General features: G+C 31.7%; 17 protein-coding genes. 5 read left to right on the top strand and 12 right to left on the bottom strand.

The genetic code is table 11. The features are described from left to right. Positions 1-178 precede the first annotated feature (178 nt). Positions 179-2,314, bottom strand: a complete 2,136-nt coding sequence (locus tag AB1282_RS11675) for a transglycosylase domain-containing protein (RefSeq protein WP_056476186.1) — start codon at positions 2,312-2,314, stop codon at positions 179-181. Between the two features lie 197 nt (positions 2,315-2,511). Between AB1282_RS11675 and AB1282_RS11670 the strand changes: the two genes are divergently transcribed. Continuing rightward, a complete protein-coding gene (locus tag AB1282_RS11670) occupies positions 2,512-3,711 on the top strand; it encodes a M20 family metallopeptidase (protein ID WP_082459634.1) in 1,200 nt (399 codons plus the stop codon). 47 nt (positions 3,712-3,758) lie between these two features. Here the strand turns inward: AB1282_RS11670 and AB1282_RS11665 are convergent, their stop codons facing one another. Genes AB1282_RS11665 through AB1282_RS11655 form a run of 3 tightly spaced genes read right to left on the bottom strand, consistent with a single transcriptional unit; the run spans position 3,759 to position 6,454 of the window. Further along, a complete protein-coding gene (locus tag AB1282_RS11665) occupies positions 3,759-4,487 on the bottom strand; it encodes an EcsC family protein (RefSeq protein WP_056476181.1) in 729 nt (242 codons plus the stop codon). Positions 4,488-4,499: 12 nt separating this feature from the next. Then, positions 4,500-5,720 carry an ABC transporter permease gene (locus AB1282_RS11660; protein WP_429899143.1) on the bottom strand — a complete coding sequence of 407 codons (1,221 nt, stop codon included), beginning with the start codon at positions 5,718-5,720 and terminating at the stop codon, positions 4,500-4,502. Then, positions 5,717-6,454: an ABC transporter ATP-binding protein gene (locus AB1282_RS11655; protein ID WP_429899142.1), complete on the bottom strand. Its 738-nt coding sequence runs from the start codon at positions 6,452-6,454 to the stop codon at positions 5,717-5,719. The genes AB1282_RS11660 and AB1282_RS11655 overlap by 4 nt, the downstream gene beginning before the upstream one ends. Positions 6,455-9,032: 2,578 nt before the next feature. On the opposite strand from AB1282_RS11655, the gene AB1282_RS11650 reads away from it, so the two are divergent. After that, positions 9,033-9,470: an HIT family protein gene (locus AB1282_RS11650; protein WP_056472092.1), complete on the top strand. Its 438-nt coding sequence runs from the start codon at positions 9,033-9,035 to the stop codon at positions 9,468-9,470. A gap of 353 nt (positions 9,471-9,823) precedes the next feature. Further along, a complete protein-coding gene (locus AB1282_RS11645) occupies positions 9,824-10,384 on the top strand; it encodes an HTH-type transcriptional regulator Hpr (RefSeq protein ID WP_056472088.1) in 561 nt (186 codons plus the stop codon). 284 nt (positions 10,385-10,668) lie between these two features. Here the strand turns inward: AB1282_RS11645 and AB1282_RS11640 are convergent, their stop codons facing one another. Further along, positions 10,669-10,758 carry a YjcZ family sporulation protein gene (locus tag AB1282_RS11640; protein ID WP_097973758.1) on the bottom strand — a complete coding sequence of 30 codons (90 nt, stop codon included), beginning with the start codon at positions 10,756-10,758 and terminating at the stop codon, positions 10,669-10,671. A 98-nt stretch (positions 10,759-10,856) separates the two neighbouring features. After that, complete coding sequence (locus AB1282_RS11635) at positions 10,857-10,940, bottom strand: YjcZ family sporulation protein (protein ID WP_082459494.1); 84 nt, start codon at positions 10,938-10,940, stop codon at positions 10,857-10,859. Between the two features lie 417 nt (positions 10,941-11,357). Here AB1282_RS11635 and AB1282_RS11630 point away from each other — a divergent pair, with 417 nt between their 5' ends. Then, positions 11,358-12,179 (top strand): peptidylprolyl isomerase, encoded by an 822-nt coding sequence (locus AB1282_RS11630; RefSeq protein ID WP_056472085.1) that lies wholly within the window; start codon positions 11,358-11,360, stop codon positions 12,177-12,179. A 35-nt stretch (positions 12,180-12,214) separates the two neighbouring features. On the opposite strand, the gene AB1282_RS11625 is transcribed toward AB1282_RS11630, so the two are convergent. Both AB1282_RS11625 and yhaM read right to left on the bottom strand, forming a co-directional pair. Then, positions 12,215-12,418 carry a sporulation YhaL family protein gene (locus AB1282_RS11625; RefSeq protein WP_056472082.1) on the bottom strand — a complete coding sequence of 68 codons (204 nt, stop codon included), beginning with the start codon at positions 12,416-12,418 and terminating at the stop codon, positions 12,215-12,217. A 68-nt stretch (positions 12,419-12,486) separates the two neighbouring features. Beyond that, entirely contained in the window at positions 12,487-13,425 is a 939-nt protein-coding gene (gene yhaM, locus AB1282_RS11620; RefSeq protein WP_429899141.1) for a 3'-5' exoribonuclease YhaM, read from the bottom strand. Between the two features lie 338 nt (positions 13,426-13,763). On the opposite strand from yhaM, the gene AB1282_RS11615 reads away from it, so the two are divergent. After that, a complete protein-coding gene (locus AB1282_RS11615) occupies positions 13,764-13,949 on the top strand; it encodes a YhzD family protein (RefSeq protein ID WP_056472075.1) in 186 nt (61 codons plus the stop codon). Positions 13,950-14,000: 51 nt separating this feature from the next. On the opposite strand, the gene AB1282_RS11610 is transcribed toward AB1282_RS11615, so the two are convergent. From AB1282_RS11610 to AB1282_RS11595, 4 genes are all read right to left on the bottom strand, one after another. After that, complete coding sequence (locus tag AB1282_RS11610) at positions 14,001-14,564, bottom strand: cysteine hydrolase family protein (protein WP_429899140.1); 564 nt, start codon at positions 14,562-14,564, stop codon at positions 14,001-14,003. A 121-nt stretch (positions 14,565-14,685) separates the two neighbouring features. Further along, positions 14,686-15,234, bottom strand: a complete 549-nt coding sequence (locus AB1282_RS11605) for a YrrS family protein (RefSeq protein WP_056472069.1) — start codon at positions 15,232-15,234, stop codon at positions 14,686-14,688. A gap of 380 nt (positions 15,235-15,614) precedes the next feature. After that, positions 15,615-16,403, bottom strand: coding sequence for an enoyl-CoA hydratase (locus AB1282_RS11600; protein ID WP_056472068.1), 789 nt, complete (start codon positions 16,401-16,403; stop codon positions 15,615-15,617). Positions 16,404-16,475: 72 nt separating this feature from the next. Then, positions 16,476-17,963, bottom strand: a complete 1,488-nt coding sequence (locus tag AB1282_RS11595) for a coproporphyrinogen III oxidase (protein ID WP_056472066.1) — start codon at positions 17,961-17,963, stop codon at positions 16,476-16,478. Positions 17,964-18,007: the final 44 nt, after the last annotated feature.

The following is an 18,007-nucleotide window of genomic DNA, read 5'->3' as shown; positions in this document are numbered from 1 at the left end:
AGCGTTTTATTATTCACTTTAAACGATTCAATCAATCGTTATCTCATAGTTCAATCTTCTTAATCTCTTTACTAATCTTTTTTAACAAATACAGTTTTTAAGAACATAGTTTTAGTAGTAATAGGAAATAAAAAACTCCCCTTCAAATCATTTGATAAGAAGGAGAGCCTTAAAATGTCTATTCCTTATTTCTTATGTTGGGTTTGACAAGTTTAGACCTCTCACCTTCTTCTTTTGTTTGAGGATTGTACGGTACTACATAATAAGAAGGTACATTAAATACATTTACAAAGGAATCTTTGTACTCATCTAAACCAGTAACAGTATCTATTAATTTTTCTTTGCCATTCTTCACTCGATAGATTCGATATTGTTGTCTGTGATCAGTTGGTGCATTCCAATTAATGACGACAGTGAATAATCCAAATGGAGAGAATGATACTTTTGATTGAACATTAGAAATAGGCTCTAAATTTATCGGTGATTCTAAATCGTCTATATTTTTTGGCTTTTTAAATTTTGTTGATGGTTCTCTTCCTGCTTCTTTTAAAATCTTTTTAAATAATATGGTTGGATATGTACTACCATTTCTTAAAAAATGTTGTGAATCTGTTTTATCATATCCCATCCAAATTGCGCCTACTACGTCTGGTGTATAGCCTACAAACCAAGCATCCTTGTTTCCATTTGTTTGGCCAGGTATATTTGTAGATCCCGTTTTACCAGCTAAATCACCATTGAAGCTTCCTCTGCTAGCTGTACCTTCATTTACAACACCTTTTAGCATTTTTGTCATATACCAAGAGGTTTGTGATGAAAACACTTTATATTCCTTAATTTTCGCTTCGGCAACTAATTCATTGTTCCGATCATAAATTGCATTAATTACAAAAGGCTCTAATGCATCTCCATCATGATCAAAGGAACTATATGCTTTTACTAGCTCCAATGGAGTTAAACCAATCTTAAGTCCTCCAAGCGCCATACTTAAACCTTTATCGGGAATATTCAAATCCATTTTTTCTAAATACTTTTTTGCATTATCAATTCCAATATCATTTAATAACCAAACTGCTGGTACATTTGCTGACTGAATTAATGCATTAAACATCGAAATCGTTTTCGTATAAACTCCATTATAATTTTTCGGTTTATAGTCTCCTAACGCACTCTGTTCATTAGGTAATAAAGAATACGGATTGTAGTTTCCAGTTTCAAGCGCTGGCGAATATACGAGTAAAGGCTTCATTGTTGAACCAGGTTGTCTTTTCACGTTAATTCGATTTAAACCTTGAAAATAGTAATTTCTACCTCCAATTGCTGCCTCTACACCGCCTGTTTCGGAGTTTATTAATACGAAGGCTCCTTCTGCATTTTGATCAGTTCCAGGAAAATAGTTTCCATTTTTAAAATATTTATAGGCGGTTAATTGTGTCTTTTTATGGATTGGAACGACAACTTTGTATCCACCATTTAAAAGTTGATCATAAGAAATTCCATATTTCTCTTTTGCTTCTTTTATAACCATATCAATATATGTAGCATATCCGTTTTCAAATTTTTGTTCCGTAATATGTAATACTGTTGGTTTGATTTTGGCTTTCTCATACTCAGATTCAGTTATATAATGCGTATCTAGCATTTTATAAAGAACAAGATTCCTACGTTCTAGAGATCTCACTGGTTGAGTGATTGGATCATAATGTGATGGAGCCTTTAATAATGCTGCTAAAGAAGCACTTTCTTCAATAGTCAAATTTTTAACATCTTTCCCAAAATAATATTTTGCAGCTCCGCCAATACCATATACCCCGTGACCGAAATAAACCTGATTTAAATACATTTCTAGTATTTGATCTTTTGTATACTTTCTTTCTAGATTAATTGCTATAATAACTTCCTTTGTTTTTCTCATAAATGTTTTATCGTTTGTCAAAAATACATTCTTTGCAAGTTGTTGAGTAAGTGTACTCGCACCTTGTACTTTACTAAATGCTTTTATATCATTTACTATAGCCCGAAAGATTGATTGAGTATCAATACCGTGGTGCTTATAGAAACGCTCATCTTCAATTGAAACTACTGCTTGTTTAGTATAATCAGGTATATCACTAATTGAAACGATTTGATGATTTTCATTATATAGCTTTGATACAAAATTCCCCTCTAAATCTACCATTTCCGAAGATGAATGGACGACTAACTTATCTTCATCTATAACATAATTACCTAAGAAAACGATTAGTATAAATCCTACAAAGCTAATTAGTAGGACACTTAACAGTCCTATTGCTAAATATCCCCATTTTTTCAATTATTTCACCTTCATTTCTCTTACCATATAACAAATAGTATATCCATTTATTCCCATGAATAAGTCATTATTTCCTTTTTTTCGATGTATATTTCCTTGGAAATACATTTTTCGTCATTTCCTAATTGAAGATAATTTTGAAGGATATCAATTACATTTCTTGAATAGGTTATATAGATAGTAAGTAGGAGGGTGAAATAATGTCAGATTTATTTTCTTTATTAGATTCATATTATCCGGAAATGGTATCTACACGAAGATACTTGCATGAAAATCCTGAGCTTTCATTTAAAGAATACGAGACAGCAAAATTCATTCAAAACTTTTATCAACAATTAAATATTCCATTTAAATCAAATGTCGGTGGAAATGGTGTTGTTGCTACAATTAATGGTCGAAACCCTGGAAAAACAATCGCTTTACGAGCTGATTTTGACGCACTACCAATTCAAGATGAGAAAAATGTTCCTTATTCCTCAAAAGTACCTGGCGTTATGCATGCATGTGGTCATGATGGTCATACTGCTACACTATTATATTTAGCAAAAGCACTTCATGAAAAAAAAGATTCATGGGACGGTAAAGTTGTGTTACTTCACCAACATGCAGAAGAATATGCACCAGGTGGAGCAATTTCTATGATTGCTGATGGATGTTTAGACGGTGTAGATGAAGTTTATGGAACTCATTTATGGGCAATTGAAGAATTAGGTACAATTGGTTATCGAAATGGACCAATTATGGCGGCAGCTGATCGTTTTTCAATCACAATCCAAGGTCAAGGTGGTCATGGTGCGGAACCCCATCGAACAAAAGACAGTATTGTAATTGCTAGTCAACTTGTTATGGCACTTCAACAAGTTGTTAGTCGAGAAACAAATCCAATTGACACTGTAGTCTTATCGATTGGAAGTTTCGAAGCAAAAAATGCCTTTAATGTAATCGCCGATCGAGCAACCTTAATAGGAACGGTTCGTACGTTCAAAAAGGAAACACAGGAAAAAGTAAAAAAACAAATAGCTAGAATAGTTAAAGGAATTTGTTTAGCAAATGATGTTACATACGAATATAAGTACGATGATGGATATCCTCCAGTAGTAAATCATGAAAAAGAAACTGATTTATTAGTTAAAGTAGCCGAATCAATTGATGAAGTTAGTCACTTAAAAGAAATGGACCCTAAAATGGGCGGAGAAGATTTCGCATACTACTTACAAAAAGTACCAGGAACTTTCTTCTTCACAGGAGCAAAACCTCATCACGTTACAGAAGCATATCCTCATCACCATCCAAAATTTGATTTTGATGAAAAAGCTATGCTAATTGCAGCAAAAACACTAGGGTCTGTGACATTAGCTTCATTAAAACAATCACAAAAATTAGTTGAACAAAAATAAAAATAAAAAAAGGAGAACTTTTAGTTCTCCTTTTAGTATGTAACTCTTTAAATAAGCTCTTCCTTCTTCTTCATATACCTTAATCTATAAGCATTTTTAGCAGTTTCACCTAATTGTTCAAGAAGTTGATAATTTACATAAGCTCCAACCGGTGCTCCAATAATAGGTACTAATTGTAGAAGTTTCGCTAAATCGATATGATCTCGATATTCTAGTTGTAATTGCTCCCAATTGACTTGGGGATTTTCATCTACTTTATCTTCCCACTTTTCAATAACCTGAAATACTTTTTTTCGATGGCTATCACTTGAAAAAGCAAGTTGAAAAATATATAGCATGAATTGTCGTTCAAGCTCATCTTTAGGCGAGTAGCCATATATTTTTGCAGCCTCAACTAAAAACCTAATTTTTATTCCCAGTAATAACGGAAAATCGGCAAGACCGAGTAATATTCCACCCGCTCCCGTTCCAGCACCTTCTACAGCTGAAATCTTTTTGTACTCGTTTAACTTTTTATCTAAGATTAAATCTCTTTCTCTAAGTGTTAATGCTTCATACTCTTCACCACTGCCATTAAAAACTGTAGACCCACCCATAAATAAAACCATCATATTTTTAACGGTTTTTGTAAGCAGATCTTGGATTTGTTCTGGCAATAATGATTGAAGCTTTAACTGAACTTTTTTTGCAGATGTTTGAAAAATATTTGAATCGGACATCACTTTTTGTTTCCATCTTGATAGTTCGTACTGAATACGAAGTTCATAAGAATCCATTTTGTCCACCCTTTACAATTTTTGTGGCTTACTTAACCTTTTATGCACATAAAATTTAATTAACCACATTGAAAATAAAGTATACACAACGATTGCAATAATAAAGTTTAAAATTGTTAAGCCCTTTATTAAACCAATGATACTAAAAACTAAACTACATATTATCAGTAGTATATACAAAAGTGTCGAAATAGATTTTTTATTTTCTTCATTTGTATAAGGATAAATTTTCCACAACAAATGATAGTTGTACTGTTTTAAAATTGACATATTCTGTATTGAAATTACGTAAAGAAATAAAATGCCAATCAATATTTTCCCAATTGTCGTTGGCACCAAGTAAACTACAAACCCGCCTACGAAAAGTTGTCTTAAAAACATACTTAAATAGTTACCATTTCTGATAAATGTACGAACTAGTAAATAATTCGCAGCATTTCTCATTTTAATTTTATTAATGATTGGATCGGCCCATTTTCTTCGCTTAACTTGTTGTTGAATAGACGGCACATCAGTAAACATATTCGCAAACCGATAAAAAGTCGCTAATCTTGAGGTATCAAGTTTAACATTTCTTTCCCATTGTACTCTTTTATTTTTACTACCTATTTGAATAGATAATGCATAAACAGCTAAAATTACGATCATTATTAAAAGGAAAAAACTGCTCCATTTACTTAATAAACCATAAATAAATAAGAAAGTACCTAGCAACCTTAAACAATAATCAAAAGCTCGGTTTAATACACCACTATTTGTAAGATGTAAGAATGAAACAAAAAGATTGTATCCTTTTAATAAGAAAATTATTACCATAAAGACAATAAAACTTGTTGTTTGTCCTAGTGAAAATTTCTTATAAATTGGATAGATCACACCTAACATCATTAACATTAAATAAGCTTGAACGATGTACGTAATTAAAAAGGATCGGACAAAGTAATTTTTCATCTTTTTTTCTAAAGGTAGTAAATAATGTACATCAGGTCCTTTAAAAAAAGTAGTTACTTGTCCTGTTACAACAAGAAAACTGAAAAGGATCGAAATTAATAAAATAGCCGGAAAGTCTGGAGAAATTGTTTTTAGCATTTGTTGATAATAATATGCTCCTCCACCAAACCCAAAAACAATCACAAATTTTATATGATCATTAAAAATATAACGACCATATTTACTCATTTCCTTTATGAAGCTCCTATACCGTGCTAACCATAATTCTTTTATCGTACTCATATTTCTTTTTCCTTCGTTGCAAATATATAAATTTCATCCAATGAAGCATTTGGCATATTATATTGAGTTTGTAATTCGTTTAATGTACCTTTTGCAATAATGACTCCTTCATGCAAAATAATAAATGAATCACAATAAATTTGAGCAGTCGATAAAATATGAGTAGACATTAAAATGCCTGCTCCTTTTTCTTTTTCATTGTTCAAAATCTCAAGTAAATCATTTATCGCGATTGGATCAAGCCCTAAAAAAGGTTCATCTATTATGTATAACTGTGGTTGGACAATAAGGGCACAAATGATCATTACTTTTTGTTTCATCCCTTTAGAGAATGTCGAAGGAAAATATTTTCTTTTATCATTTAATCTAAATGTTTTTAATAACTCTTCACTACGTTTTTTAAAATCCTTTTCAGGAATATTATATGCCAAGGCTGTAATTTCAAGATGTTCCTGTAAAGTTAATTCATCATAAATCATCGGTGTTTCAGGAACATATGATATGCTGGCACGATATGCTGTTGGATCTTTATCAAATGAATCACCATTAATTAATATGTCACCTTTAGAAGGCTTCAATAGGCCTAAAATATGTTTTATTGTCGTACTCTTACCAGCACCATTTAACCCGATCAACCCGACTAGCTCTTTCCTATTAATCGTAAATGAGACATCTTTAATGACAGGCTGTCTAGTGTATCCACCTGTGACATCTTTTACATGCAATAAAGTCATTCTTTACAAATCCTTTCAAATGTACTTTTCCTATAAATTTTATTGTATCAAATAATAATCTTAACTTCCTTATTATCATATTTATGGAATACTAAAAAAAAATCCTTCTTTTTTTGAATACTATTTTAGGTTAAGGGTATTATAATTCTTGAAGGGAAAGCAACACACTTTCCAGTTCAAAATTTGAAATGAGGTGTGTGTTAAAGGAAATTTAATTTGCGTTCAAACCTAAGTCAGAAAATTGTTTAAGTGAAATGAGGTATCTCCAAAGATTAACATCGTTGTCATATACAGCAATGCAAAAATCTAAGGAGATGGTGCGCTTGAACATGATCTATAAAAACAAAGGTCATTAGTATACCAATTTGTAAATGAGGTGTCTCGAGCAGAACATATAATTTATTTATAGGTGTACCAATTTATTGAACATTTAAGCAAATGAGGTGTCTGTTAAAGACAATTTAACTTATTAACCTAATATTTTTTCTAAATTCTTTCCCCTTCATCAAGGAGCAACTATTAGTTGCTCCTTGTTTTATTTTGTTGAAAAACGATCTTGTCAATTAATTTTAAACAGTTGTAGATCAATTAAAATCACAAATGATAATTTAATCATTAATAAATGTGCACTTAATGTAGGTTTTATTTCTTGCATTTCCATGGAGTCGAGTATACTTTCGATCCAATCATAAAGATATTTACTTTAAAGCTACTTCCTTCTATTATTTATACTCTTATTGATCCAATAAACAATAATTAACTTAAAGCTCCATTACTTTCAATTATGTCTTCTTTTCACTCTCCGTTTTCTCGCTTTTCCCCTAAACTTTCGATGGCTTTTAAATTTTCTTTTGTTTTTAAGAATACTTTCGTTACTGCAGGGCATTATAATTCTTGAAGGGAAAGCAACACACTTTCTAATTCAAAAATTTGAAATGAGGTGTGTGTTAAAGGTAATTTATTTGCGTTCAAACCTGTGCAAGGGTATTTGTTAAAGTGAAATGTCTCCCCAGATAAAACATCGTTGTATAAACAGCAGTGAAAATATCAAAGGAGATGGTTAGCTTGAACATTGTCACTTAAAAACAAAGGTTTTAGTATACCAATTTGTAAATGAGGTGTCTCGAGCAGAGCATATAAATTTATTTTAAGGTGTACCAATTTATTGAACATTAAAGCAAATGAGGTGTCTGTTAAAGACAATTTATAATTACTCCAATACTCTTTCACCTTCATCAAGAAGCAACTTAGGTTGCTTCTTTTTTATGTTGATTCCACTCCGGGATGCTTCATTTCCTCCTAGGTTCGTTCTTACGAGGGCTCAGCATTCACGCTCCTCTTTATACATTCCTATTATTAATTTAGTTTTAACTTCCACTTAAACTTCATTACTAAACCTCTTTTTGTTTTCTTGCTTTTCCTGATTTTTAATATTCTCTCCTTGCTTTTACTGTTATTAAAAGTTTTTCATTGTTTTTGCATCCTTTCGTTACTGCAGGGCATCATAATTCTTGAAGGGAAAGCATCACACTTTCTAATTCAAAAATTTGAAATGATGTGTGTGTTAAAGGTAATTTATTTGCGTTCAAACCTGTGCAAGGGTATTTGTTAAAGTGAAATGTCTCCCCAGATAAAACATCGTTGTATAAACAGCAGTGAAAATATCAAAGGAGATGGTTAGCTTGAACATTGTCACTTAAAAACAAAGGTTTTAGTATACCAATTTGTAAATGAGGTGTCTCGAGCAGAGCATATAAATTTATTTTAAGGTGTACCAATTTATTGAACATTAAAGCAAATGAGGTGTCTGTTAAAGACAATTTATAATTACTCCAATACTCTTTCACCTTCATCAAGAAGCAACTTAGGTTGCTTCTTTTTTTTATGTTGATTCCACTCCGGGGTGCTCCATTTCCTCCTAGGTTCGTTCCTACGAGGGTTCAGCATTCACGCTCCACGTAATACTCAAAATTGATCTAATTTCCTATTATTAATTTAGTTGTAACTTCCACTCAAATCTCATTACTAAGCCCTTTTTTAATATTATATATCCTTTTCCTGCTTTTACTGTTATTAAAAGTTTTTCATTGTTTTGCATACTTTCTTTAATAGAGGGCATCATAATTCTTGAAGGGAAAGCAACACACTTTCCAGTTCAAAATTTGAAATGAGGTGTGTGTTAAAGGTAATTTAATTTGCGTTCAAACCTATGCAAGGGTAGTTCGTTGAAGTGAAATATCTCCAAAGATAAAACATCGTTGTACAAAACAGCAGTGAAAACATCAAAGGAGATGGTTAGCTTGAACATTATCACTTATAAACAAAGGTTTTAGTATACCAATTTGTAAATGAGGTGTCTCGACCAGAGCATATAAATTTATTTTAAGGTGTACCAATTTATTGAACATTTAAGCAAATGAGGTGTCTATTAAAGACAATTTATAATTACTCCAATAATCTTTCCCCTTCATCAAGAAGCAACATAGGTTGCTTCTTGTTTATTTTTACTTAACCCCTATTTCCACTTTATCCTACGCCTATGTTAAAATAAGGAAAAAAGTGAAAGGAAGTATAAAAAATGGCACATGACGCTAATTGTATTTTCTGCAAAATTGTTGCAGGTAGCATTCCAGCTTCTAAAGTTTACGAGGATGATGATGTTTTAGCTTTTTTAGATTTAAGTCAAGTTACAAAAGGACACACATTGGTCATTCCAAAGGATCATGTTGAAAACATATTCGAAATGAGTGAAGAGACAGCTAGTACATACTTCCGAAAAATACCTCACATTGCTAATGCAATGAAAGAAACTTTTAATGTTCAAGGTGTAAATATTTTAAATAATAGCGGAGAAGTTTCAGGTCAAACTGTATTTCATTATCATATGCATATTTTACCACGATACGGAAATAATGATGGTTTTGATGTAAAATGGCTTTCAAATCAAAATCAATACACAAATGAAACGCTTCAAGAGATTGCAAAATCTATCGAAAATAACATTATTAAAAAATAATAAAATAGTCCCATTTATATACGAAAACAGGAGAGTGAATATCTCCTGTTTTCGTTTTTTTCATTTAAATTCCATCTAAATTCTGCAATTTACACTATATTTTTAAAGATTTATATTATATATTTACTATATTACCAACAATGTTTTATCGACAATCACTCTATAGTTTCGCTAAAAATATTATATAAACATAGTTTTCACAACCTATAACACTCAATTATAATATAAAAATGTAGAATTTTATCAACTACTTTGTGAAAATTTTTAAAAATTCTAACTAAAAGTTCTTTATTTCTTCACATATTATTGGCATAATAATAAATAGATAGTTAAATAGAAAAGAAGGTGAATTGATGAAAACTGAACAAAAATTATACACAATGAAAGAAGCTTTGATTTTTAGTCAAAGAATTGCCCAAATTTCTAAAGCATTATGGAAGTCAGTTGAAAAGGACTGGCAACAATGGATCAAGCCCTATGATTTAAATATCAATGAACATCATATTTTAATGATCGCCTTCCACTTAAAGGGTGCGTCTATTTCTGAAATTGCTAAATTTGGTGTAATGCACGTATCGACTGCTTTTAACTTCTCTAAAAAGCTTGAAGAACGTGGTTTATTAGTGTTTTCTAAGAAAGTAGAAGATAAACGTAATACGTATATTGAATTAACTGAAAAAGGTAAAAATATGCTGCTAGAGATCCTAGGAGAATTTGATCCAGAGACAAATTCAGTTTTTCAAGGTACTTTACCATTAAAAGAATTTTATGGTAAATTCCCAGAAAACATGGAAATAATGGCTATTTTACGTAATATTTATGGAAAAGATTTTATGGATATATTCGAAACAACGTTAGGTAACATAGATAAAGAATTTATTGAAGAAGATAACCGTTTAATTAAGAAACCTTAATATCTTCTTTAAAGTTACAATTTCAGTTTATCTGTCCTTGAAATTGTACAATCAAATAGAAGCGGGGCAAGATTAATTAAATCCTTCCGCTTTTTATTTCGGCCACTTTTGTTCAAAATTTCACATAAATACCTCTTTGAAACCCTCAGGCTCATTTCCTTTTCATTTCAAGTTCAAAATTTAACTAATCAAAGAATATGTACATCTTTAACTTATTTTAATCTGGAATAAAAACTCAACCGGAGGTACAATACCTCCGGTCGAATAATTGTCTTATTTACAAATTAGATGCAAGCTGCTCCTACGATAATTAATAAGATGAACAATACAACGATTAACGCAAATCCTCCACCATGGAATCCTACGCCCATCATTCACACCTCCTTTTGCTACATATCTTATCTTATGCGTGTATTAAAAAATGGTCTGGGCAAATGTATAAATAACCTTCATTTTTGAAGATTCATACTACTTATAAAAACGAACACCCGATAATGATTAACAAAATAAATAGGATCACGATTAATACAAATTCATTCGATGCTTTCCCCTCCATTTTTCCACCCTCCTAAAAGTAATTCTTAATAATATATAGACGAATGTCTTAATTGATTGGGCGAATGTCACGATTGACAAGTTTTTTATTTGTAGGATAAGCCAGTTTTTTAGGTGAGGTCTGGGGATAAAGTATAAAATTAGAGCTATAAAAAATAGAATTTATCCTTCCATTTATTACTCTCATAATTGCCTATATTTCATTTAATAACTAGTTCAAGATTCCTTAAAATTGACTAATTTTTAATTAAAAAGTATACCAAATTATTCTTTTTTTGGATAAACTTTGTCACATTGAGGAAAAATATGTTATATTAAGTGAAGTAATTTCCAGTAAAAGGTATGTCTAAATAAAGGAAAAATTAAGGTTTACGCTCTATACTTTAATAAGCAAAATTTTTTTTTAGGAGATGTTTAAATGAAAAAGTTAATCGTATCTGCAGTTTTAGCTACCTCAGTATTCGGACTAGCAGCATGTGGAACTGCTGGTGTTAGTAACGATGTAGTTGCTACATCTAGTGCGGGAGATATCACATCAAAAGATTTATATGACAAGATGAAGGATACAGCAGGCTTAGCTATGCTTAAGCAAATGGCTATTGAAGATTATTTAAAGAAAAACTACAAAGTTAGTGATAAAGATGTTGATGCAAAGTTCAATGAGTATAAAACACAAAATGGTGACCAATTTAAAGCTTTCTTAGCTCAGTATGGATTTAAAGATGAAGCAGCATTTAAAGATCGTGTTAAAGTTGATTTATTAACTGAAAAAGCTGCTGAAGCTTCAGTAACAAAAACTGAACTTGCAAAATATAAACCAGAAATTAGAGCTAGCCATATTTTAGTAAAAGATGAAGCTACAGCTAAAAAAGTCGAAGAAGAATTAGCTAAAGGCGCAGACTTTGCTGCAGAAGCAAAAAAATATTCTACTGACACTGGTTCAAAAGATAAAGGTGGAGATTTAGGCTATTTTGGAGAAGGTGCTATGGTACCTGAATTCGAAGCAGCTGCTTATAAATTAAAAGTTGGAGAAATTAGCCAACCAGTCAAATCACAATTTGGATACCATGTTATTAAATTAACTGGTAAAAAGACTGCTAACGAAAAAGATGCTCGCAAAAAAATTGCTGAGTCTAAGCTAAGTCAAGAAAACTTCTCAGCATTCTCTGATGAACTTCTTAAAAAAGCTAAATTTAAAGTAAAAGATAAAGACTTAGAAAGCCAAGAGAAAAAATCATAAAAAACAAAACCTGCCTAATTGGCAGGTTTTTTAATTTAATTGGATGAAATCTCAGAGTTAATAAGTAATTGCTCTCTTCGTTCTCTTTCTTCTTTAATTCTTTGTAAGTAAATTTCTCCCTCTTTTTCAATGAAAGCTTCATCTGCATCTCTTTCTTGTTTAGAAGTGTAAAGCACCATAAATCCACTTACAAAAATTCCTAAGATCACGATATACATCCAAAATGGTAATATTGGCATTGATTTTCCTCCTTAGTAGACAAGCATTTGCTTCATTATATGGCTAATAAGGAGGAAGTATGATTAATTTAAAATTTTGGTTTGTAAAAACTACGATTTTCTAATGGGAAAATACGCTCTGTATATTCTCCTGGTTCAACTCTTTCAAGTGCGCGGTCTAACATATTCATTTTTGCATCAATATTATCAATATAATGTAAAATTTCCGCTTCTTTAATTAAAGGTAGTTTTGGACTACCGTACTCATACTTACCATGATGACTTAAAATAAGATGCTGCAGAACAGTAACCTCTTCTCCCTCAATACCTAGTTCGATTGAGACATTTCCAATTTCAATTGCCATAAGTGAGATATGGCCTAACAAATTACCTTCGACAGTATACTTTGTTGAAACTGGACCAGATAATTCTCTTACTTTTCCTAAATCATGTAGTATAATTCCAGCATATAGTAAATCCTTATTGATCGAAGGATATAAATTTGCAATTGATTCACCTAATTTCAACATACAAAAAACATGGTATGCTAAACCAGAAACAAATTCATGGTGGTTCTTAGTTGCCGCTGGAAAATCAAGAAAATCCTCCTGATTTTTTAATACTAGATACTCGGTAAGCTTTTTAAGTTTTTCATTGGTCATATTATTAATGTATGAAGTAATTTTCTCATATAATTCTTCTTTAGAAACTGGTGCTCTTGCGAAAAAATCTTCTGGATTAACTTCGTCTGTATCTTTAGTTGGACGAATTTGGCGTAGCTTAAGTTGAAGTTTTCCTCTATAATCGTGTAGCTCCCCTTCAACTTTTACAACAGTTCCTTCTACATACGCTTCTTCTTGCTCTGAAGAAATATCCCAAAGCTTCGCCTCAATATCTCCACTTTGATCTTGTAAAGTTAAAGATAAGAATGTTTTTTGATTACTTGCTACACCTTTCGTAACAGCTTTGACAAATAAAAATGTTACAAAACGTTCGCCAACTTCATGATCATATACTTTTTTATCCATAAGTACCTCCATTTTGTATATGCTTCCTTAAGCTCTACTTAAGTAATTAGCTTAAAATATTTTGGAAAATCAATTTCACAAAATAAAAAAAGGAAAATCAAATTATGTATTAGTCGTTTTACTTATCCTATTATACGTTAAAATAGATACTTAGCCCAACAATGTTCATACAAAAAATTAAGACATAATCTAACAATTCTTAAAATCTGTTAAAGCCTCCAAACGTCAAAATTTTAAATCTGCACTGAATTTTTTTATAATTCAATTTATTACTTTACACAGCTTTTCAATTTATGCCAAAATAGTAATATCGTAACTACTTTAGGGAGGTCTAGAACATGGCAACTTATCGAATTACTGCTTTTGAAAAAAGTGGAGAATCAATTGTCGATGAACAATTTGAAGCTAATTCTGACTTAGAAGCAAAAAATATTGGTACAGAAAAACTTACTACAATCGGTGCACTTGATAAAACCCACCGTTGCATTAGTCAAACTGGTAAACTTCTTTTATTTCATCCATAATAAAAAAGAAGCTGCGAAAATTTATCGCAGCTTTTTTGTTTTTTATCTAAATTAGTTTAAAGTACCTATCCATGTGTTGACGCTTTGAACTTCTGCTTGGCGTGGAAATATTTTTTCAATGAGAATACGCTGAACTTCAGGATCAATATCGAGACATGCATCCGAAAGTACAGTAAGAGAAAAGTCTTTATCTGCAGCTTCTCTTAAAGTCGATAAAACGACTCCGCTTGTTGAAATACCGCAAAGTACAAGTGAATCAATTTTTTGTGAACGAAGAATAATTTCAAGATTACTACCTGCAAACGCACTAACACGATACTTCGTAATTACTGGTTCGTTTGGTTTTGGCTCAACTGAATCGTGAATACGTGTTGCTGAATCAGCGAAAGTCATGCCACCTGTTTTAGTCATTGCTGAGAAAATCTTATTTTGTGGACTGACCTCCGGATAGCCTTCACTAAAACCTACTCGAACGAAAACAACTGGAATATGATTTTGACGAGCCGCTTCAACAGCTTTTTGAAATGGTTTCAGGATATCTTGATTTTCACCAAAACGGGATACAATACCATTTTGTAAATCCATTACTAATAATGCTGTTTTTTGATTTTTCATACCTTGTTGTTTCTCCTTTCGATTTACATAAAACTAAAAGACAATAAATAATTGATTTAAAATAGGCTGTCGAGAAATTCTCGACAGCCTTAGGATTACCTACGTGCATCCTATTTACATTTTATGAAGCAGGTTCAACTTTTGTAGCTTTATAGCCGGAGCCATCCCATATGAGATGTACTCGATATTTTTGCGAGCCTCTTGTCTTTGCTGATACAGTCCCGACTGAGCCGCCTGGATTACTTTTGTCACTTCCTAAAAACCATACAGTCATATTGCTTGAATCTATTCCAGCAGCAGAAGAGATTGTCTGCAGCATCGCCTGCCAGTCTTGGGAATTTCGATCATAGCTTGTAACATGCTTCGCACCATTTTGTGCACCCGTTTGTTCCGGTGTTTCAGGTGCCGTGCCATCTGAATCGTCATCATCAACAGTTTGAACTGTTGTTGATGTCTCTTTTACACCATTATCATCATTCTTTTCGCTGTTTTTGGCCGATGCATAAGCACTATTTTTAGATCCTGCCTTATTATCATTCGGCGAAAAAATGGAATACGAAATAAATGCTATTAGGATCAGTACGATTCCAATTGATCCAAATAAAATGAGTTTAGTTTTTTTTCTTTTCGCTCTTGACGTTGAACGTGAATTACTTTGAATCTTTTTCAATCTAACCACTCTCCCAAAACTGAGAATGTCAACATTCTACCATGAGTGAAGAAAAACTTGTAGTCTTGTATTTTAAAATTAACCATTTCGTAAAACAACTGTTAAGTTTATTATTCATTTTTAGACACAATTTAACTAACAAAGACTAGTGCATAATAGAAAATAGACAATCTAATTTTTAATGATTTAATCTTATTTATATTAAAAACATAGAATTACAGAAAGAAAATAGTAGTGTAATAGTAAATAGTCATTATATCAAATTTATTGTTAATTACTATTTTAAGTTATTTAATTGTACTTTTGTTCATTTTATTTGTACATCTTTTCTTTCCTTCTTCACCAAAAAAATCGACCGAATCCAGTCGATTTCATTATCCTTATTTACCAGTAAAAACCGGCAGTCTCTTTTGTAAAAATGCCTGAACACCTTCTTGATGATCTGTTGTTCTTCTCATTGCACTTTGTCCTTCTTTTTCAAATAAAAGGACATTTTTTAAAGACTCTAAGTTACCGTTACAATAAATTTGTTTTGTTTGAATCATCGCACTTACTGGTTTTTGAAGTATAGACTTCACTCGTTCATTAATTTTTTGTTCAAAATCCCCACTAATTACTTCATCAATTAAACCGATTTCTAGCGCTTGAGTTGCATTTAGTTTTTTACCTTCCCAGATCAGTTGTTTAGCTCTTGTTTCACCTAATCTCTTTTCTAAGAAGTAGTGTGCACCACCATCTGGTATTAAGCCAATTCCGATAAAGTTCATTGCTAATACACCTGATTCGTGAGCAAGAACAAAGTCACTAGCAAGAGCAAAACTTAGTCCTATACCAGCAGCTGGTCCATGAATCGCACTAATAACGATTTTAGGTAAAGTATATAATTTAACTACTACATCTGTAATTAAATCCATTACTGGACCAAAAGCAGACTCATCTGTATTACTTAGCATCGATTTTAAATCCCCACCTGAAGAGAAACCTTTGCCATTTCCACATAGAACGACTACATCAACGTCTGAGCTTGCGATTTCATCCAGTACATCTCGAAATTGTCTGAATGTATCTTCATTCATTGCATTCAATACTTCAGGACGATTAAATACAACAGTTGCAACTCGTCCCTCTTTTCTTAATAAAACATGTTCTGCCGTGTTCGAAATTGACATAAAAAAATCCCCCTTAATTTCATGGTTAATTTAAACATTAAACATCACAAGGGGATATTCCTTTATTTTTCATTAATTTGATTGATTACTTTTCGAAAATAACTCATCTAAAATCTTGATTTTTGCATTTGTATAATGCTCATAACCCTCATTATATGATTTAGGATCTTTCGCATTAGCAAATCGTGTAATTTGACGAGTTTCTGGATTTACAAATTTACTAGATGCACCACAGCCTAAACCAATAATCGTTTGTTCTTCTTCCATAATTAATATATTATACAAGCTTTCTTGGCCATCAATAGAGTATCCTATGTTCTCAAGATTACCTAATATATTTTTTTGACGATATAAATAGTATGGATGATAGTTATGATTTTTTGTCCAAACTGTTGCTTCATTCATCATTTGCTGCACTTCATCTCGATCTGCAACTTTATATTTTTGTTTGTTTTGCGTCATTTCTGAAGCTCTTTTAAATGAAAGTGTGTGAACAGTCAATGATTCAGGCATTAACTTTTCAGTTTCATCTAATGTATATTGGAATTCTTTTAAACCTTCTCCAGGTAAACCAATAATCAAATCCATATTTATATTATTCATCCCCATGGCACGGGCTAAATGGTACTTAGTTATTGTTTCATCTACAGTATGATGTCTTCCAATCGCTTTTAAAGTTTCTTGAATATAGGACTGTGGATTGATACTTATTCGATCAATATTCCATTTATTTAAAACATCTAATTTTTCGGGTGTAATTGTATCGGGTCTACCGGCCTCCACCGTAATTTCACGAACCTGCTTCATATTTGGAAATGATTCGTACATCTTAGCATACAGTAAGTCCATTTCTTCTGCTGTAATACTAGTCGGTGTCCCTCCGCCATAATAAATCGTAGTAATGTTAATTCCACGTTCCTTTAGAAATTCGCCGACTTTTTCCATTTCATAATGTAATCCATATAAGAATGAATCGACTGCACCCTGTTTCCCTTGAATAGCATAAGCTGGGAATGTGCAATAAGCACACTTAGTAGGGCAATAAGGGATGCCTATATAAAGACTAACTTCATTCTGCAAGTTATATAAATCTGGAATTACTTTTAATTGACGATCAACGATTGATTGCATTAATTCAATTTTTTCGTCATGGATTAAATAGTCATTTCTTAGCTCTTCATGCGCCATTTCCTTTGATACACCAGCTTTAAGTTTTGAATGAAGAAGCTTCGTTGGTCGAATACCAGTTAAGATTCCCCACTTTTGCTGAATTCCAGTATGCTCTTGTAGTAATGATAAAAAGACAAAGTTAACTGCTTTCTTTTTAAATTTAAATGATTCTCTAGCATCTTTACCATCTACATAGCTTGTATTTGCTTGGAATTGCGTACCTAATTTACCAGATACTTGTTTATTTATTTCATCTAACTCAAAACTTACTTCTATATCTGCATCTATTTTTTCTAACGATACATCACAGTCTTCAAAAAACAGTTGAGCTAAAAGCTCTAACGGTCTTTGAAAACGAATATCCTCTAAGCCATTAATATATATTTTCATTTTTTATCACCTTTTTAAGTTATCACTTAAGTATAAAATTAAAG

The organism is Gottfriedia sp. S16(2024) (genome assembly GCF_050473765.1).
GTDB lineage: Bacteria > Bacillota > Bacilli > Bacillales > Bacillaceae_G > Gottfriedia.
The sequence above is the reverse complement of the archived record's forward strand: the minus strand, read 5'-3'. Positions and strand labels throughout refer to the sequence as shown.

Coding starts and splice junctions, on each gene's coding strand:
- AB1282_RS11665 (WP_056476181.1), bottom strand. CDS start 4,487: ATGGATTCTTATGAACTTCGTATTCAGTACGAACTATCAAGATGGAAA.
- AB1282_RS11635 (WP_082459494.1), bottom strand. CDS start 10,940: ATGGAGGGGAAAGCATCGAATGAATTTGTATTAATCGTGATCCTATTT.
- AB1282_RS11630 (WP_056472085.1), top strand. CDS start 11,358: ATGAAAAAGTTAATCGTATCTGCAGTTTTAGCTACCTCAGTATTCGGA.
- AB1282_RS11595 (WP_056472066.1), bottom strand. CDS start 17,963: ATGAAAATATATATTAATGGCTTAGAGGATATTCGTTTTCAAAGACCG.
- AB1282_RS11625 (WP_056472082.1), bottom strand. CDS start 12,418: ATGCCAATATTACCATTTTGGATGTATATCGTGATCTTAGGAATTTTT.
- AB1282_RS11655 (WP_429899142.1), bottom strand. CDS start 6,454: ATGACTTTATTGCATGTAAAAGATGTCACAGGTGGATACACTAGACAG.
- AB1282_RS11615 (WP_056472075.1), top strand. CDS start 13,764: ATGGCAACTTATCGAATTACTGCTTTTGAAAAAAGTGGAGAATCAATT.
- AB1282_RS11650 (WP_056472092.1), top strand. CDS start 9,033: ATGGCACATGACGCTAATTGTATTTTCTGCAAAATTGTTGCAGGTAGC.
- AB1282_RS11610 (WP_429899140.1), bottom strand. CDS start 14,564: ATGAAAAATCAAAAAACAGCATTATTAGTAATGGATTTACAAAATGGT.
- AB1282_RS11645 (WP_056472088.1), top strand. CDS start 9,824: ATGAAAACTGAACAAAAATTATACACAATGAAAGAAGCTTTGATTTTT.
- yhaM (WP_429899141.1), bottom strand. CDS start 13,425: ATGGATAAAAAAGTATATGATCATGAAGTTGGCGAACGTTTTGTAACA.
- AB1282_RS11600 (WP_056472068.1), bottom strand. CDS start 16,403: ATGTCAATTTCGAACACGGCAGAACATGTTTTATTAAGAAAAGAGGGA.
- AB1282_RS11640 (WP_097973758.1), bottom strand. CDS start 10,758: ATGATGGGCGTAGGATTCCATGGTGGAGGATTTGCGTTAATCGTTGTA.
- AB1282_RS11660 (WP_429899143.1), bottom strand. CDS start 5,720: ATGAGTACGATAAAAGAATTATGGTTAGCACGGTATAGGAGCTTCATA.